14 protein-coding genes are annotated in these 16,114 nt (G+C 51.0%); 13 read left to right on the top strand and 1 reads right to left on the bottom strand.

Annotated elements, in window-relative coordinates; all coding sequences use genetic code 11:
* Positions 1-97: 97 nt before the first annotated feature.
* The 10 genes from PGL01S_RS10035 to PGL01S_RS09990 all read left to right on the top strand — a co-directional run bounded on the left by PGL01S_RS10035 (position 98) and on the right by PGL01S_RS09990 (position 11,500).
* A complete protein-coding gene (locus PGL01S_RS10035; RefSeq protein ID WP_127494084.1) occupies positions 98-943 on the top strand; it encodes a tetratricopeptide repeat protein in 846 nt (281 codons plus the stop codon).
* 15 nt (positions 944-958) lie between these two features.
* Entirely contained in the window at positions 959-3,820 is a 2,862-nt protein-coding gene (gene dinG / locus PGL01S_RS10030; RefSeq protein WP_127494082.1) for an ATP-dependent DNA helicase DinG, read from the top strand.
* A complete protein-coding gene (locus PGL01S_RS10025) occupies positions 3,817-4,476 on the top strand; it encodes a redox-sensing transcriptional repressor Rex (RefSeq protein WP_127494080.1) in 660 nt (219 codons plus the stop codon). Before dinG ends, PGL01S_RS10025 begins: the two co-directional genes overlap by 4 nt.
* Positions 4,445-5,758 carry an amidohydrolase gene (locus PGL01S_RS10020; RefSeq protein ID WP_127494078.1) on the top strand — a complete coding sequence of 438 codons (1,314 nt, stop codon included), beginning with the start codon at positions 4,445-4,447 and terminating at the stop codon, positions 5,756-5,758. The genes PGL01S_RS10025 and PGL01S_RS10020 overlap by 32 nt, the downstream gene beginning before the upstream one ends.
* Positions 5,758-6,291: a cell wall elongation regulator TseB-like domain-containing protein gene (locus tag PGL01S_RS10015; RefSeq protein WP_127494076.1), complete on the top strand. Its 534-nt coding sequence runs from the start codon at positions 5,758-5,760 to the stop codon at positions 6,289-6,291. The genes PGL01S_RS10020 and PGL01S_RS10015 overlap by 1 nt, the downstream gene beginning before the upstream one ends.
* A 134-nt stretch (positions 6,292-6,425) precedes the next feature.
* The gene (locus PGL01S_RS10010; RefSeq protein ID WP_127494074.1) at positions 6,426-6,965 is read left to right on the top strand and encodes a hypothetical protein; all 540 of its coding nucleotides are present in this window, start codon (positions 6,426-6,428) and stop codon (positions 6,963-6,965) included.
* A complete protein-coding gene (locus PGL01S_RS10005) occupies positions 6,958-8,457 on the top strand; it encodes an AAA family ATPase (RefSeq protein WP_127494072.1) in 1,500 nt (499 codons plus the stop codon). Before PGL01S_RS10010 ends, PGL01S_RS10005 begins: the two co-directional genes overlap by 8 nt.
* Positions 8,458-8,700: 243 nt before the next feature.
* Entirely contained in the window at positions 8,701-9,573 is an 873-nt protein-coding gene (locus PGL01S_RS10000) for a 3-hydroxyacyl-CoA dehydrogenase family protein (RefSeq protein WP_127494070.1), read from the top strand.
* On the top strand, positions 9,574-10,782 hold the full coding sequence (locus PGL01S_RS09995) for an acetate/propionate family kinase (protein ID WP_127494068.1): 1,209 nt from the start codon (positions 9,574-9,576) through the stop codon (positions 10,780-10,782).
* A gap of 37 nt (positions 10,783-10,819) precedes the next feature.
* Entirely contained in the window at positions 10,820-11,500 is a 681-nt protein-coding gene (locus PGL01S_RS09990; protein ID WP_127494066.1) for a DnaD domain-containing protein, read from the top strand.
* A gap of 70 nt (positions 11,501-11,570) precedes the next feature.
* Here PGL01S_RS09990 and PGL01S_RS09985 read toward each other — a convergent pair whose 3' ends face one another.
* Positions 11,571-12,428: an AraC family transcriptional regulator gene (locus PGL01S_RS09985; RefSeq protein WP_127494064.1), complete on the bottom strand. Its 858-nt coding sequence runs from the start codon at positions 12,426-12,428 to the stop codon at positions 11,571-11,573.
* 137 nt (positions 12,429-12,565) lie between these two features.
* Between PGL01S_RS09985 and PGL01S_RS09980 the strand changes: the two genes are divergently transcribed.
* The 3 genes from PGL01S_RS09980 to PGL01S_RS09970 all read left to right on the top strand — a co-directional run bounded on the left by PGL01S_RS09980 (position 12,566) and on the right by PGL01S_RS09970 (position 15,787).
* Positions 12,566-14,545, top strand: a complete 1,980-nt coding sequence (locus tag PGL01S_RS09980; RefSeq protein WP_127494062.1) for a glycoside hydrolase family 127 protein — start codon at positions 12,566-12,568, stop codon at positions 14,543-14,545.
* A 196-nt stretch (positions 14,546-14,741) separates the two neighbouring features.
* Complete coding sequence (locus PGL01S_RS09975; RefSeq protein ID WP_127494060.1) at positions 14,742-15,134, top strand: ABC transporter permease family protein; 393 nt, start codon at positions 14,742-14,744, stop codon at positions 15,132-15,134.
* Positions 15,135-15,376: 242 nt separating this feature from the next.
* Positions 15,377-15,787: a VOC family protein gene (locus PGL01S_RS09970; RefSeq protein ID WP_127494058.1), complete on the top strand. Its 411-nt coding sequence runs from the start codon at positions 15,377-15,379 to the stop codon at positions 15,785-15,787.
* Positions 15,788-16,114: the final 327 nt, after the last annotated feature.

Below are 16,114 nucleotides of genomic sequence, written 5' to 3'. Positions count from 1 at the left end.
AGCGCTATGTAACGAATGGCATGGGGTATGAAAAGCACCCCCGAAACAAAGAATGAGCATAACACTCCTCAATTCTTTGGTGAAGGCGGGATGCGTAATGTTCCAACAAATGTTCGATGCCATGAACGAAATACTGGATCACCTAATTGAAGCCTATCCAACCGCAAGCGGCGAGCAGAAAGCCCAATTCGATGAGCAGCTCGTGATGCTTAAGAAAATGAGCGATTCCCTTGTCGAGCAGTGGATTGATTTCGAAGAAAAGTTTTCTTATTTTGTGGAGCAGCATGCAGCAACCTTGGAAGGTCCCGTGACGCAAATGATTCCGCCGCCCATGCTGGCGATGGAGAGCAGCACAGAACTTGGCGAGCCGCCTGCTAAGCCTTCACCGGCAGCAGGGCCGGCTGCGCCGTCACCATCCAAGAAGCCAACTGCGCCGCCGCAGACTATGCATTCTGCTGCCAACCAGGCAGAGGAACATCAATCAGTATCAGCCGAGGAAGCTTACAATGCGGAGCTTGATATGGAAGTGCCGTACGAATACGCGATGATGATCTCGAAGGGGCAGGGGTATTATAAATTATTTATGTTTTCCGATGCTGCCACTCATTTTCAATCTGCGGTTTCTTACCTTCCGGAATGTAATCTGGCCCGGCTGTATCTGGCAATGACGCATATGCATCTGCAAAATTGGAGTGAGGCGCAGCGGCATTTCCAATTGCTGGTTTCATTAACGGACTATCCGAAGTGGCGTGCTTTAGGCTATAATGCCCTTGGGTGCATTCAAGCGATTTATATGAATTTAGAGCAGGCGGAGCAATTTTTCATTAAAGCATACGAAACCTGCCCAAGCTTCAAGGACCCGTTAAACAATTTGAAATGTTGTAAAGAAACGCCGCAGCAATTATCCTTATTTTTCGGCAGTACCGAGCTTTGCTGCTTATGAGGGGATAGAAACGTAATGAAATTCGCAGTATTGGATTTGGAAACGACAGGACATAGCGTCAGCGACGATATTTTGCAGGTGGGTTTGGCCGTGCTGAACGACAACCTCGAAATCGTTGAAACCTACAGCTCCTTTGTACGCCCTACAATAGAAATTCCGGCATTTATTACGCAGCTGACCGGCATCGACGCCGCTATGGTGGCGGATGCTCCGGAATTGGATGAGGTGCTTCTGCAGCTCATCCCTCATTTGGAGGATGCCGTGCTGGTCGCTCACAACGTTAACTTCGACGCCGGATTTTTGAATCAGGCGCTTGACCGTTGCGGCTACCATCCGTTTATCGGACGGCGGCTGGATACGATTGAGCTGCTAAGAATTTTGTATCCGTCGATAACGACATACCAGCTGGGCGCCGTAACCGAGCTGTTCGGCATTGCGCATGATCAGCATCACCGTGCCGACAGCGACGCGGTAGCGACCGCCGAATTATTTGCACAATCCGTACAAAAGCTCAGACAGTTGCCGCTGCTTACTTTGCAGCGGCTATCCTTTCTTATAGACAACGGGAGCGATCTGAGCTGGTTTATGGCCGAGACGTTGAAATATGCCGAGCTTCATACCTCTATCGACATGAATGCTTATCAATATTTCAATCAATTTGCCCTCAAAGCCGGGGAATGGACCGACGAGCAGCCTGCCCGCGCCGACCAGGAGGAGGATCCGCTTAAAGACGTGTCCTTCGAGCAATATTTGGACGGTATCCGGCAGCGCTTTATGGAGAAGTATCCGAATTACGAAGAGCGTGAAGCGCAAACAACGATGTTCCGAGAGGTTTACGATTCCTTGTGCAATGACCGCCATTTGCTGATCGAAGCGGGCACGGGCACAGGCAAATCGCTAGGTTATTTGATTCCGGCGCTTTATTACGGCATTCAACAGGAAAGCAAAATCGTGGTCAGCACTCATACGATTAATCTGCAGGAACAGCTTCGTCAGCGGGACGTACCGCTGCTTCGCGAGATTTTACCTTTTGATTTCCGTGCTTCAATCTTCAAAGGCAGGGGCAATTATTTGTGTCTGCGGAAATTTGAAAGTAAAATCAATGCGAAGGATCTAGTTGCTCCCATTGATGATGCCATCACGGCATCGCAAATGGTCGTTTGGCTTAGCGAAACGGAAACCGGCGATCAGGAGGAACTGAACTTCGGCAATAAAGGCGCAGATTTCTGGTCTACCGTGGCAAGCGACGCGGATTCTTGCCTTAACCGTCAATGTCCGTGGTTTAAGCGCTGCTATTACCACCGCGCCAAGCATGAATCCAATATTGCAGATGTATGTATTACGAATCATTCCATGCTGTTTACGGATGTTCAAGCGGATCACCGTCTGCTGCCAAGCTACAGCCACCTGATTATTGATGAAGCGCATCACGTGGAAGAAGTGGCGGGCAAGCATCTTGGCATGCAATTAAATTATTTCTCCTTGACGCACCAGACAACAAGGCTGTTTAAAGATGCCCGTTCCGGTCTGCTTCCGGCGCTCAGACTTCGTCTTCAACAGGAGGATGACGAACGGGTTCAGGCATGGACGGAGACGATCGATACGGTTATTCCCGTGTTCCAAGACGTGAAGGAGCATTGGGATAAGCTATTTGAGCTGCTGTATGCCTTTGTGGGAGAGTCGGGAGAGGCCGGCAATGATAACGGTCAGGCTGTATGCCGTTTGCGCAGCGATACCCCGCCAAAGGGCTGGGACGACGTTCTGACGATTGAGAACAATGTGCATACCGAGCTAAGCCGCGTTGTGAAGACGGTGGATAAGATGGCATCGGATATCAAGGACCGGCTTGACGATCAATCGATACAGGGACTGATTACGGATTTAAACGGCGTAGTCCGTGATTTGACCCGGGTCAAGGATGATCTCCGAACGTTCCTTAAGATGGAGCAGAACTCGGAAGTCTATTGGATTGAGGCAAGCACGACATACCGATACCGTTCCGTTCATTTGTACGCGGTACCGATCGACGTAAGCAAGCAGCTTCAACAATATTTCTTTGACGTGAAGGACAGCATTATTCTTACATCCGCAACCTTGTCCGTTCATAAATCGTTCCAATATGCGGAAGAGCAGCTTGGGCTGGAAGGCTTTGAAGAAAATAACCGGCTGAAAACCGTGCAGCTTCCGTCGCCCTTTAATTACCGGGAGCAAGCATTGGTTATTATCCCGCGTAATTTCCCGACCCTGAAGGGTTCGGCGGGCGACCCTCAATTCATCTCGATGCTGGTAAGCTCGCTTGCCGACTCAGCGGTTGAGACAAAAGGCCGCATGCTTGTGCTGTTCACTTCTTACCGGATGTTGAAGCAGGTCTACGAGCCGCTTAAGGAAGCTTTGGCCGGCTCCGGTATTCAAGTGCTCGGCCAAGGCATTGACAGCGGCAACCGGACGAAGCTGACGAGACGTTTCACCCAGCAGCCGGAGACGGTTCTGCTTGGCACAAGCAGCTTCTGGGAAGGGGTGGACATTCCGGGCGAAGCACTGACTTGCCTGGCTATCGTCCGCCTGCCGTTTCAGCCGCCTAATCATCCGCTTGTTGAAGCGAAGTCGGAGCTCTTGCAGAAGCAGAAGCAGAATCCTTTCATGAAGCTGTCCATTCCGCAAGCGGTTATCCGTTTTAAGCAAGGCTTTGGCAGACTTGTACGGACGGCGAAGGACAAAGGAATTGTTATTATCTACGACACGCGCGTCATTGATACGTATTACGGCAAGCACTTCCTCTATTCGCTGCCCGGTCCGAAGATCGAAACGATGCATATCGACCAGATGGTACCGCGGATGCGGGAATGGCTGCAAACGGAAGAGGAGGAAATCGGGTGAAGCAGGCGAAAATATCGGAGGCCGTTGTGAGACGGCTTCCCATCTACCTGCAGGTGCTGAACGAATTGTATAACCGTGAAGTGCAGACGGTTTCGTCGCAGGAGCTAGGGCTTAAGCTGGACCTTAATCCAGCTCAAATCCGAAAGGATCTTGCCTATTTCGGGGACTTCGGCCGTAAAGGCATCGGTTACGACGTCTCTTACCTGATCGAGAAAATTCAGCAGATTCTGAAGCTCGACCAGCGGATTAACGTTGCGCTTGTTGGCGCCGGCAATCTCGGACATGCCTTGTGCAACTACAATAAGTACTCCAAGGACAACATGAAAATTGTCGCGGTCTTCGATGACCATCAGAACAAGATAGGCACGATGATCAACAATTTGACCATTCTGCCAATGGATAAGCTGAAGGAGACCGTTCAGGAGAACAATATCCGGATTGGCATTATTACGGTCCCGGGTCCGGAAGCGCAAAACGTGGCCAATCAATTCGTGGAGGCAGGAATCGAGGGCATCCTGAATTTCGCTCCGGCGATTTTGCGTTTGCCCGAGCATATCCGCATTCACCATGCGGACTTTACGAGAGAGTTGCTCAGCTTGGCTTATTATTTGGAGAAGGAAAGGAATGAGCAGGAAAATGGCGCAGTTGTGGATTGAGAACGGCCTGTTTGTAACAATGAACGATGCTAATGAGGTTTTCCGTGGCCATATGGTCGTTACGGACAACCGAATTACATATATCGGAGCGGAGGCTCCAACTGGCCTGGATGAGCAGGTTGAGCGCATCGACGGCAGCAAGCTGGCATTTATGCCTGGACTTATTAATACGCATGGCCATGCCGCCATGTCGCTGCTTCGCGGTTATTCGGACGACCAGAATCTGCAGGTATGGCTGGAGCAGAAGATGTGGCCGATGGAAGCCAAATACGTCGACCAGGATACGCGTGCGGGCAGCGCGCTTGCGATCGTGGAGATGCTGAAGACGGGAACGACCGCTTTCGTCGATATGTACGATCGCATGGATCAGGTTGCGCAAATGGTGGAGCAATCGGGAATCCGGGGTGCTTTGACCCGCGGCGTAATCGGATTGTGCCCGGAGGAGATTCAACAGGCGAAGCTGAAGGAAGCGATTGCTTTTGCCCGTGACTGGAACGGTAAGGCGGACGGCCGAATCACAACGATGATCTCTCCGCATGCTCCTTACACTTGCCCTCCTGATTATATTGAGAAGTTTGTGCAGGCAGCCCATGATTACGATCTGCCGGTTCATACCCATATGTCAGAGACGCTTGCCGAAGTGGAGCAAAATGTACGCGATTACGGTTCCCGTCCGGTTGAACATCTGGACAAGCTTGGTTTCTTCTCGCGGCCGGCGCTTGTTGCGCATGCCGTGCATCTGAACGATGAAGAGATTGCCCTGCTGGCCGAGCGCAACGTTGCCGTATCCCATAACCCTGTCAGCAACCTCAAGCTGGCAAGCGGCGTGGCCCGCGTTCCCGAGCTTCTTCGCGCAGGCGTGACGGTGTCGCTTGGGACGGACAGCGTAGCAAGCAACAACAACCTGGACCTGTTCAAAGAGATTAAATTTGCGGCGTTGCTCCATAAAGGAATCTCAGGCGATCCGACCGTCATTCCGGCGATGGAAGCATTGCGAATGGGAACCGTCTACGGTGCCCGTTCGATCTGGCAGGAAGGCAGCATCGGGCAGCTTGCGGAAGGAATGAAAGCCGATTTTATCGCGATTGACCTGGAACAGCCCCATTACTATCCGCTTACGGATATCGTATCCCACCTTGTTTATTCCGGATCCGGCCGGGACGTCAAGCATGTATGGGTAGACGGCAAAAAGGTTGTTCATAACGGCGAATGCACGATGATGGACGAGGAAAAAATCCGTTACGAGGCACAGGCCAGCTTTGAACGGCTGCTCAACGCATAATGAGAGCGACAACTAGAAAACGTCAGCCGGTGATGAGTCCGAAGCGCTGGCTGGCTGTTTTCCTTGTCGCTCTGGTTGCTGTCATTGCGGTAGTCATTATGTACTACAACACCATTCAGCAGCCGTTCTGGAATTCGGAGAATCCGATCCGGAAAGAGGCAAAGGAAGCAGCCGGCCTGACCGAGGTATCATCCATCACGAAGCAGGTTTGGGATACGACATCGTGGATCGTGAAGGGCGAGAATGACGCGAAAGAAGAAATTTACGTATGGCTGATCGGTCCGGACAAGACCGTTCAAACGGTCAAAGCCTCCGAAGCAACGGATAAAGATGCCATTAAGCAAGCCGTCTTGCAGAAGAAACCCGATGCGGCGGTCAAACGCATTCAGCCGGGAACTTTAAACGGCCAGCTCGTTTGGGAAGTATTCTATTCGCAAGGCAAGAATCCCGAGAAATACAGCTACGATTTCTATGATTTCCGCAGCGGTGCTTACGTGACCGAATATCATCTTCCCGCCAAAACAGCGAGCTAGCCGCAATAACGCGACTGGCTCCGCTTCCTGTTTTTACACCGCCTCTTTGATGTCGTTATATGATATACTTTCGTATGGCAGAGTTGATATACGTTAGTGTTGCTATATAACAGATATAGAGGAGGAAACCAACTATGAAACTTCGTATTGTCCCGTTCGTGCTTTCCGCTGTAGCTACAGCCTTGCTGCTATTCGGTGGATGGATGTTATATAAGCAGTTCGCCGTTGTGTCTCCTTTCCAGAAGTCTATTGGACAAATTGAAGGCATTGCTTCGGCGAATGCTCCTACTATAGATCAAGACCGCGTTTCGGTGCAGGTAACCCTTAAGCCGGATGCGAATTTGAAAGACGTTTACGAATCCATTTCCAAAGAAGGCAAAGAAGCGATTGGCAGCCGCGAGCTGTCGCTCGACATTACGAATCAAGCGCCAAGCGATCAATTAGAGAAGGTGTGGTCTTCGGTTCTGTTTAATGTGGCTGAAGCGATGGAAAAGAAAAACTACTCGGAGATTCCGATTGCTCTTCAGAAAGCAACCGCAAATCACGCCGGCATTACATTCGAAACCGCGCTTGACGATAACAATGTGTACATTACGCTGAAGGATGGTAACTCGACGAAGTATGTAGTGCTTCCACGCACTCCTGCTATGCTGGAGGTGTCGGCTAATGCGTAAATATTGGATTGAGATTACGGCAGGCTTTGTTCTGATGACAGTTGTTTTCCTTGCTTTCAGAGGAGTTAATATTTTCCCTGTCTTGCTGCTTGCTTGTTTGGCGGGGGGAGTCTGGTTTGCATCGCGCGGAGGCAAAGGACGTATGACCGCTCTGCCGGGGTCTAAGCGCAGCAAGCAGATTCACGCGGTATCCATCAGTTTTGATCAGATTGGCGGTCAAGACAGAGCCAAGCAAGAGCTTACCGAAGCTTTGGACTTCCTGGTTAAACAAGACGAGATTGCGAAGCTTGGCATTCGCCCGATGAAAGGGATTCTCCTTACAGGCCCTCCGGGCACAGGTAAGACGCTGCTTGCGAAGGCAGCGGCCCATTATACGGATTCCATCTACCTGGCTGCCTCGGGCAGTGAATTCGTCGAGATGTATGTGGGCGTAGGTGCGGGACGTATCCGAGATTTGTTCAAAGAAGCTCGCGAGAAAGCAAGAAAAGCAGGCAAGAAAAGCGCCGTTATTTTTATCGACGAGATTGATGTTATCGGAGGCAAGCGGGACGGCGGGCAGCATCGGGAATACGATCAGACGCTGAACCAGCTGCTTACCGAAATGGACGGCATTCATTCCGACGAGGCGCCGCGTATCCTGATTATTGCCGCAACGAACCGCAAAGAGATGCTGGACAGCGCGCTTCTCCGTCCAGGGCGTTTCGACCGCCATATCGGCGTGGATCTGCCGGACAAGAAAGGACGCCTTCATATTTTGCGTCTGCATGCGGCCAATAAACCGCTTGATGAGTCGGTTGACCTGGAACGAATCGCATCCGAATCGTTCGGCTTCTCCGGTGCCCAGCTGGAAAGCGTCATGAACGAAGGCGCAATCTACGCGATGCGCGAGCAGAGCGGGACGATTCTGGAGCAGCATTTGGCGATGGCCATCGATAAAGTTATGATGGGCGAGAAAACGGACCGCGAGGCTACGGCGGAAGAGCGTGAACGTGTTGCCCTGCACGAACTTGGTCATGCTATATCCGCAGAGCTGGTTCGGCCGGGAAGCGTATCTCAGGTGGCTTTGTCGCCGCGTGGTCAAGCGCTTGGTTATGTCCGTCATAACCCGCAGCAGGACCGCTACCTGTACACGAAAGAGTTCTTGGAAAGCCAGATTATGATCGCGCTTGGCGGCGCAGCCGCCGAAGAGATTTTCTACGGCGGACGAAGCACCGGCTCCCGAGGCGACTTCGATCAAGCGATGAATATCGTTCGCACGATGGTGGAATCGGGACTTACGGAGCTTGGCATCATTGACGCCAACATGATGACGCCGGACAAATGGGCGAACATTACCCGTTCCATCCTGGATGAGCTGATGGGCAAGACAAAAGCGATGCTGGAAGCAAAACGCGAAGTATTTGTTCAATCCCTGGATGTGCTGATCAAGGAAGAAACGCTTGGCGGCGACGATTTCCGTGCTCTTCTGAGCCGGTTGTCCCAAAGCGCATAATAGTGGTATACCGTAATGAACGGCAGTTCATGTTAAACTGCCGTTCATTTTTTGGTGTAAAGGCAACAAAATCGAAAAGCGCATAAATCGTTCATTTGTTGTTCATGAGGTGTTCAAGATCCGTTCATCCTTCCACCTTCATTCTTTGACTAAAAAAGGGTATAATGGATGCGAGGTAGAGAGAATTATTCTCAATCACACCCAAAAAGAGAGAAAACATACGAGGAGAGAATTTACAGAATTATGGCAATTAAAAAAGTTGGCGTTATCGGCGCCGGTACAATGGGGCAAGGAATTGCGGAAATGCTCGCATCTAAAGGGCTGGATGTGTATGTAATCGAAAGCTCGGAGGAACGCTTAACATACGGTATGCAGATGATCGAACTCAACCTGGATAAGCAGATTGAGAAATGGGCTCTGACGCAGGCTGAGAAAAAACTGATTCTGAATCGTATCCATACATGCACGAGCTATGAGGACCTGACTTCCTGCGAGCTGGTTATTGAATCTATCACCGAGGATTTGGAAAGCAAAAAGCAGGTCATCAAGAAGCTGGACGAGATTTGCGACGATAACGTCATTATTGCCAGCAATACCTCCACGCTTAGCTTAACCGAGCTGGCAAGCGTAACCGTCCATCCGGAGCGCGTTATCGGCCTTCACTTTATTTATCCGGTATCCAAGATCGACCTGGTTGAAATTGTCCGCGGCCTGAAAACCTCCGATGCCACGTTTGACGCAACGAAGGAATTCGTGGATGAGGTGATTCAGAAAAAAGGAATCATGGTGTTCGAGTCGCCAGGTTTTGTAACAACCCGTCTGATCTGCCTCTTCATTAACGAAGCGCTGCATGTTCTCGAGGAAGGCGTAGCATCGGCCGAGGATATCGACAATGCGATGCGTATCGGCTATTCGTTCCAGAGCGGACCTTTCGAGATGGCGGACCGCTTTGGCTTAGACTCCGTCCTTGCTGCCCTTGACCGGATGTTCCGCGAGTACGGGGAATTGAAATACCGTCCGTCCATCGTCCTGAAGAAGATGGTGCGCGGTGGACATCTCGGCGTGAAATCGGGCGTCGGATTTTTCAAATATGACAAGGATGGGGACCGTATCTAGATGAAAGTACTCGTAATCAATGCAGGAAGCTCTTCGCTGAAATATCAGCTTTATAATATGGAGAATGAGACGGTGCTTGCGAGCGGGCGCGTAGAGAGAATCGGAATGGATTCCTCGATTGTGACCCACGAACCTCCAGGCAAGCCGGACGTGACGCAAGTAAGCGAGATTCTTGACCACATCACGGCGGTTAAAAAAGTGATCGACATGCTGACGCATCCCGAGCATGGCGTAGTAGCTTCGATGGGAGAGATCGACGCGGTTGGGCACCGGATCGTGCACGGCGGCGAAGTGTTCAAAAGCTCGGCGCTTGTAACGGCTGAAGTGAAGCAAGAAATCAAAAAGCTGTTCGATCTTGCTCCGCTTCATAATCCTGCGCATATGATGGGCATCAACGCGGTGGAAGCCAATATGCCTAACGTTCCGCAGGTGGTCGTATTCGATACCGCCTTCCATCAGACCATGCCTAATACTTCCTACTTGTATCCTATTCCTAGAGTGTTGTACCGCCGCCATAAAGTGCGTCGTTACGGCTTCCACGGAACATCGCATCAATATGTCAGCCGGAAGGCTGCCAAGTTCCTTGGCAAGCCGCTGGAGTCGCTGAAGATGATCTCCTGCCATATCGGCAACGGAGCAAGCGCAACGGCCATTCTGGACGGCAAGTCGTTCGACACCAGCATGGGGATGACGCCGCTGGAAGGCTTGATGATGGGTACCCGCAGCGGTGACCTGGATCCGGCCATTGTTCCGTACGTGATGAACAAAGAAGAACTGACGCTAAGCGAAGTGAATTCGATGCTGAATAAACACAGCGGCATGCTTGCGATCTCCGGCATCAGCAGCGATATGCGCGAAATCGTGGAAGCAATGGGCGAAGGCGACGCCAACGCCAAGCTGGCTTTCGATATGTATACGTACCGCGTCCGCAAATATATCGGCGCTTACGCGGCAGCGATGAACGGCGTTGACGTTATCCTGTTTACGGCAGGGGTTGGCGAGAACTCGAACGTTCTGCGCAAGGCGGTATGCGAAGGCATCTCGTTCCTGGGCGTTGAACTGGATGAAGAACGCAACAATATTCGCAGCAAGGAAGTACGCGAGATTTCGACGGATGCTTCCCGCGTGAAGGTGCTGGTTGTACCGACTAACGAGGAGCTTCTAATCGCCCGCGACACGTATGCGATTGTGAAAGGCGAGTCGAAATAAGAATAGCAGTAGTTAAGGTAGCGGAGGGATCGGTTGCATGAGCAATGAGGACATGTGGAAGGCCTATTCGCGGGGGATGGCGGCCGTCATGAATGAAGGGGGCGTGCATGTATCCGCGCTTCTTCTACGGTCTTACCGCCAATTGAATTTATCCGATACGGAAGCCATGCTGCTGCTGCAGCTTATGCTGTTCGGAGAATCGGAAGGGATTGAATTCCCCACAATGGAGCAGCTGGCGGAACGTACCGGCTCTACGACCAGAACCATTGAGCAGACGATTGGCCGTCTGATGAAAGAAGGTTTCTTGACCATCGACGAGCGGATTGATCCGGTGACCGGAATTCAATCCGAGCAATATAATTGGAGCGGATGGCTGCTGAAGGCTGCAGAATGGGCGGCTGAAGAGAAGCGGGAGACGCGGAGAGCGGAGCGGCGCACGGTGAAGCGGGCCACGGATCCGGGCAACATTTTCTCCGTGTTCGAACAGGAATTCGGACGTTTATTATCGCCGATGGAATGCGAGACGATATCCGGATGGCTCGATCAGGACCGTTACGCTGATGAACTGATCCGGTTTGCCTTGAAGGAAGCCGTCTTTGCAGGTAAGCTGAATTTCCGTTATATCGACCGGATTCTGATCGAGTGGGGCCGAAACCGGGTGACGAACGTGGATGAGGCAAGAGCCCATTCCCAGAAGTTCCGTGGACCACGCGGATAGCACTTATATCGATTATACGAAAGCCTTGTACTTCCTAATGCGGAGTACAAGGCTTTTTCATTCCGTTCCGTTATCGCGAGAACTGCTTCCTGTATTTCAGGGGCGATGTGCCTGCGTATGCCCGAAAGCAATTAGAAAAGTATGGCGCATGGCGGAAGCCCGTCTTATCGGCGATAACCGAGATGGACCATTCGGTCTTTACGAGAAGCAGCTTGGCTTGCTCCAGCCGATATTGGTGCAAATAGTCCATGGGGGAGCAGTGATAGATTTCTTTCATGCACCTGACGATGTAATTGGGATGAAAATGAAGCGCCTCCGCCAAGATCGCGTTGGTCAGCTCCGATTGATAATGCTGCCGGATATAGGCTTCCGTCTTGCTGGCGAGCTTCATGGCCGGAGAATCCGTATTCGCGCGATCCCGCCGTTCCTCCAGTAAGCCAAGCAGCTCGATAAAGAGTTGATGTTCGTGCCAATAAACGCCTCGTTGATGCTCGTTGGAGTAGGTTAACAGCTGAACGAGATGCCGCTCGGCAAGAGTAAATTCAGGCGGCGCCGCATATTGGGGAATCTGGATAAAATAAGGGTTTTCCCAAACCTGTCGCAAAGGCATAGGTGGGGAAGAAGGTTCCGACGAATGCTCCTTCCATTCCCCTTTAAAGTCGAAATGAATCCAATAAAAGGATGTATCTCTGTCGCAAGGCTTAGTCGAATAATGATAGCGGTCCGGCAGAAGCAGCAGCGCCTCACCGGCTTTGACTTCCCACTGCTTGTCTTCTTCCCCGATATATAACGTTCCTTTCGTTACCCACAGGAGATCAAACAAACCAAGGTTGCGGCGGTGAGGATGTTGTTCTCCAGGCTTATACACGGTCTGGCCGATTGCGATGTAGTAGGGCATAGGAGGAAGCTGCAGGGTTACGTAAGTCATGTGGTTAGCCCATCTCCCGTCAGTGTTATATTTTATAAAAAAGAAGGTCGTTTTACTTGTAGTTTCCTTGTCTTCCCGAGAATAAACTAGAAATCAGCAATAATCAAATCTTTTATATTCGAGCAGGAGGAACGTTCATGGCGAAGCAACTTAACAGGCAGCTGGGAAGCAGTCAGGTACATATTGAGGATGCTTTTTGGAACCGCTTTACGGAGCTGGTGCGCGAGACCGTCATTCCTTATCAATGGGAAGCGTTAAACGACCGGATCGCGGATGCGGAGCCAAGCTATGCCATCCGTAATTTCCGTGTCGCGGCGGGACTTGAAGAGCATCCCTACGGCGGTATGGTGTTCCAGGACAGCGACGTGGCGAAGTGGCTGGAGGCGGTAGGTTATTCCTTGGCGAATCATCCCGATGCCGAGCTGGAGCGCACCGCAGATGAAGTGATTGATCTCATCGCGATGGCTCAGCATGAAAATGGCTATTTAAATACGTATTTCACGATAAAAGATCCGGGCAAGCAGTGGACCAATCTGTATGAGGCGCATGAGCTGTATTGCGCGGGCCATATGATGGAAGCGGCGGTTGCTTATTATGACGCTACGGGAAAACGCAAGCTGCTGGACGTCATGTGCCGGTTCGCCGATAATATCGACGAGGTTTTCGGCGCGGAGGAAGGCAAGCTGAGAGGCTATGACGGCCATCAGGAGATTGAACTAGCGCTGGTGAAGCTGTACCGGGCGACAGGGGAAGAGCGTTATTTGAAGCTGGCCCAGTTCTTTATAGACGAACGCGGGGCGGAGCCGAATTTCCTGGTCGAAGAAGGGAAGCAGCGTGACGGCTATAGTTTGTGGGCAGGAGGCAAACGCCCGATTCCAACCGTGCCGCAATTAGCGTACAACCAGGCGCATAAGCCGGTCCGCGAGCAGGAAGCGGCGGTGGGCCACTCGGTCCGCGCCGTGTATATGTATACCGCGATGGCGGATTTGGCGAGATTGACCGGGGATAAGCAGCTCCTTGAAGCCTGCGAGCGGTTATGGAACAACATGACGCGAAAACAAATGTATATTACCGGCGGCATCGGTTCCACGCATCACGGCGAGGCATTCTCCTTTGACTATGATTTGCCGAACGATACGGTATACGCGGAAACCTGCGCCTCTATCGGCCTGATCTTCTTTGCGCAGCGGATGCTGAAGCTGGAAGCAAAAAGCGAATACGCCGATGTCCTGGAGAGAGCATTGTATAACAACGTGGTAGGCAGCATGTCGCAGGACGGCAAGCATTACTTCTACGTCAATCCGCTTGAAGTATGGCCGCAAGCCTCCGAGAAAAATCCGGGCCGCCATCATGTGAAGGCCGAGCGTCAGAAATGGTTTGGCTGCTCCTGCTGCCCTCCCAACGTGGCTCGTCTGCTAAGCTCCTTGAATGACTATATTTATACGATATCTGCCGCGAACAATACGATTTACACCCATTTGTTTATCGGCAGCGAAGCCCGATTTGAACTCGCTGCAGGCTCCGTTGCATTAAATCAGCAATCGCAGCTTCCGTGGAAAGGGTACACGCGATTCGAATTTACCGATGTTCCGGGAACACGGTTTACATTTGCCCTTCGGATTCCATCCTGGAGCAGGGGGACGGCCGTACTGAAAATTAATGGCCAGGCGGAGGAATTCAAGGCAGAGAATGGGTACGCAGTTGTTAACCGCAATTGGCAGCGGGGAGACGTTGCGGAATGGGAGCCGGCGCTTGAAGCTCAATTGACAGCCGCGCACCCTCAAATCCGCGCAAATGCCGGCAAGGTGGCTATTGAGCGCGGCCCGCTTGTTTATTGCTTGGAGGAAACGGATAACGGAAGTCCGCTTGCCGCGGTGTCGCTCGTTACAACGGGAGAGCTTCATTCTCGCTTTGATGATCAATTGCTGGGCGGAGCGGTTGTCATCGAAGCCGAGGGGCAGCTGGATGAACAGGATTCCTGGCAGGAGGATACGCCGTATCGTCCGTATGAGCAGCGCAGCGCTTCAAAGCACATTCAGTTGAAGGTTGTACCATACTATCTCTGGGGCAACCGAGAGAAAGGCGAAATGACGGTCTGGATTCGGGCTTTGGGATAGATCGTAAGGAGAGCATGCGAATTGCCGCATGCTTTCTTTTTTAATTGGGAAAAAGGACAATGCAAACTTTGCATTGTCCTTTTTTGCATTTCCAGGAGTCATTAAACTGCTATACCTAGTAACCTGAGCGTTAGTAGACGCCGATGGAGATTTCTATAATAAAGTCAAATGCTAAAGAAACAGGTGACTTGAGACGATGCTAAAAAAACTGAAACGCTATTCAAGCTATTGGCAGCTTTACGTCATGGTACTTCCTGCCGCGATAATTCTGCTCATGAACAACTATGTACCGATGTTTGGTTTGCTGATTGCCTTCAAAAACGTGAATTACACGGACGGTATATTCGGCAGTCCTTGGGCAGGACTCTCTAATTTTAAATTTTTGTTTGCAACGAATGACTCTTGGATCATCACGCGCAACACGATTTTGTATAACGCCGTTTTTATTCTGTTGAACATTACAATACCGGTTATTCTCGCAATCCTGCTTAACGAGCTAAGGAGCAAGTTCCTGCCGAAGCTTTATCAAAGCGCGATGTTCTTCCCATTCTTTTTATCGATATTCATACGCTATCATCTGAGGACTTAGAAAAGGTGTTAGGTGCATTACCTCACAAATAGGCTGTCAATTTTCCGGTTACGTTTTAATGTACCGGCCTTTTTTTGAAGATAATGCTGTCAACACGCTGTCAATGGGCCCCAAGTATGCTAAAGCTACCGGAATAATCCTCGGCCTGATAAAAAACTACTGATTATGACAGAAGTTGTCACTATTAACGGTTACACTATCAGAGAAAGATCACTCTTAAAGGTTGAAGGAGCTGAATAACTATGGAAGTGCAACTGATCCCGTATATTATGCTGGATGGAGGCGCTCGTGAGGCGATCGCCTTTTACGAGCAAGCGTTAGGAGCGAAGGTGGTATTCAAGACGACCTTCGGCGAATCTGGGCAAGAGGTGTCGGAGCAGGCGAGGGACCGAGTGGCCCATTCCGTCCTGAAGATCGGAGGAACGGATCTGTATGTCGCCGATACAGACCCGGGGGTCCGGTTCGCGCAGGGCAAGCAAGTAAACATCTGCATCAACATCGCCGATAAAGAGCAGGCCCAGAAGTATTATGAGGCGCTGAAAGAGGGCGGACAGGTCGAACACCCTCTGCAGGAGGTCTACTTCAGTCCCGCGTACGGGATGGTAACCGACAAATTCGGCGTTACCTTCCAGATTTTTACGAAGAGGACTTAATGGTGGGTTCACCTTAAGCAAGACCGATGGATGGGAGATTATAGTGCAATCAATAAAGCTGCAGCAGGTCAGAGGATCTGCTGCAGCTTTTATTTATTACAATCTCTCTTCGGACGGGATCGATACCTCGACTGTTATAGAGTTATGAAGTTATGAGTAATCTGCCTTTCAAGAAAAGTTATGAAGGAAACTTAATACAGTAAATCGATCTTTAGCCAGTCGCCGATGCTAGTCGATTACTGTACGATTATATGAGCCGAGACCTACCTGCAGAAGAAACGAGTAAAGTAACGATAGTGAAGCGAAGGAGGATGAACCTTGAATAAC

Origin of the sequence: Paenibacillus glycanilyticus NBRC 16618 (assembly GCF_004000805.1) — a bacterium.
Taxonomy (GTDB): Bacteria; Bacillota; Bacilli; order Paenibacillales; family Paenibacillaceae; genus Pristimantibacillus; species Pristimantibacillus glycanilyticus.
This window is presented reverse-complemented; position numbering and strand designations above follow the sequence as displayed.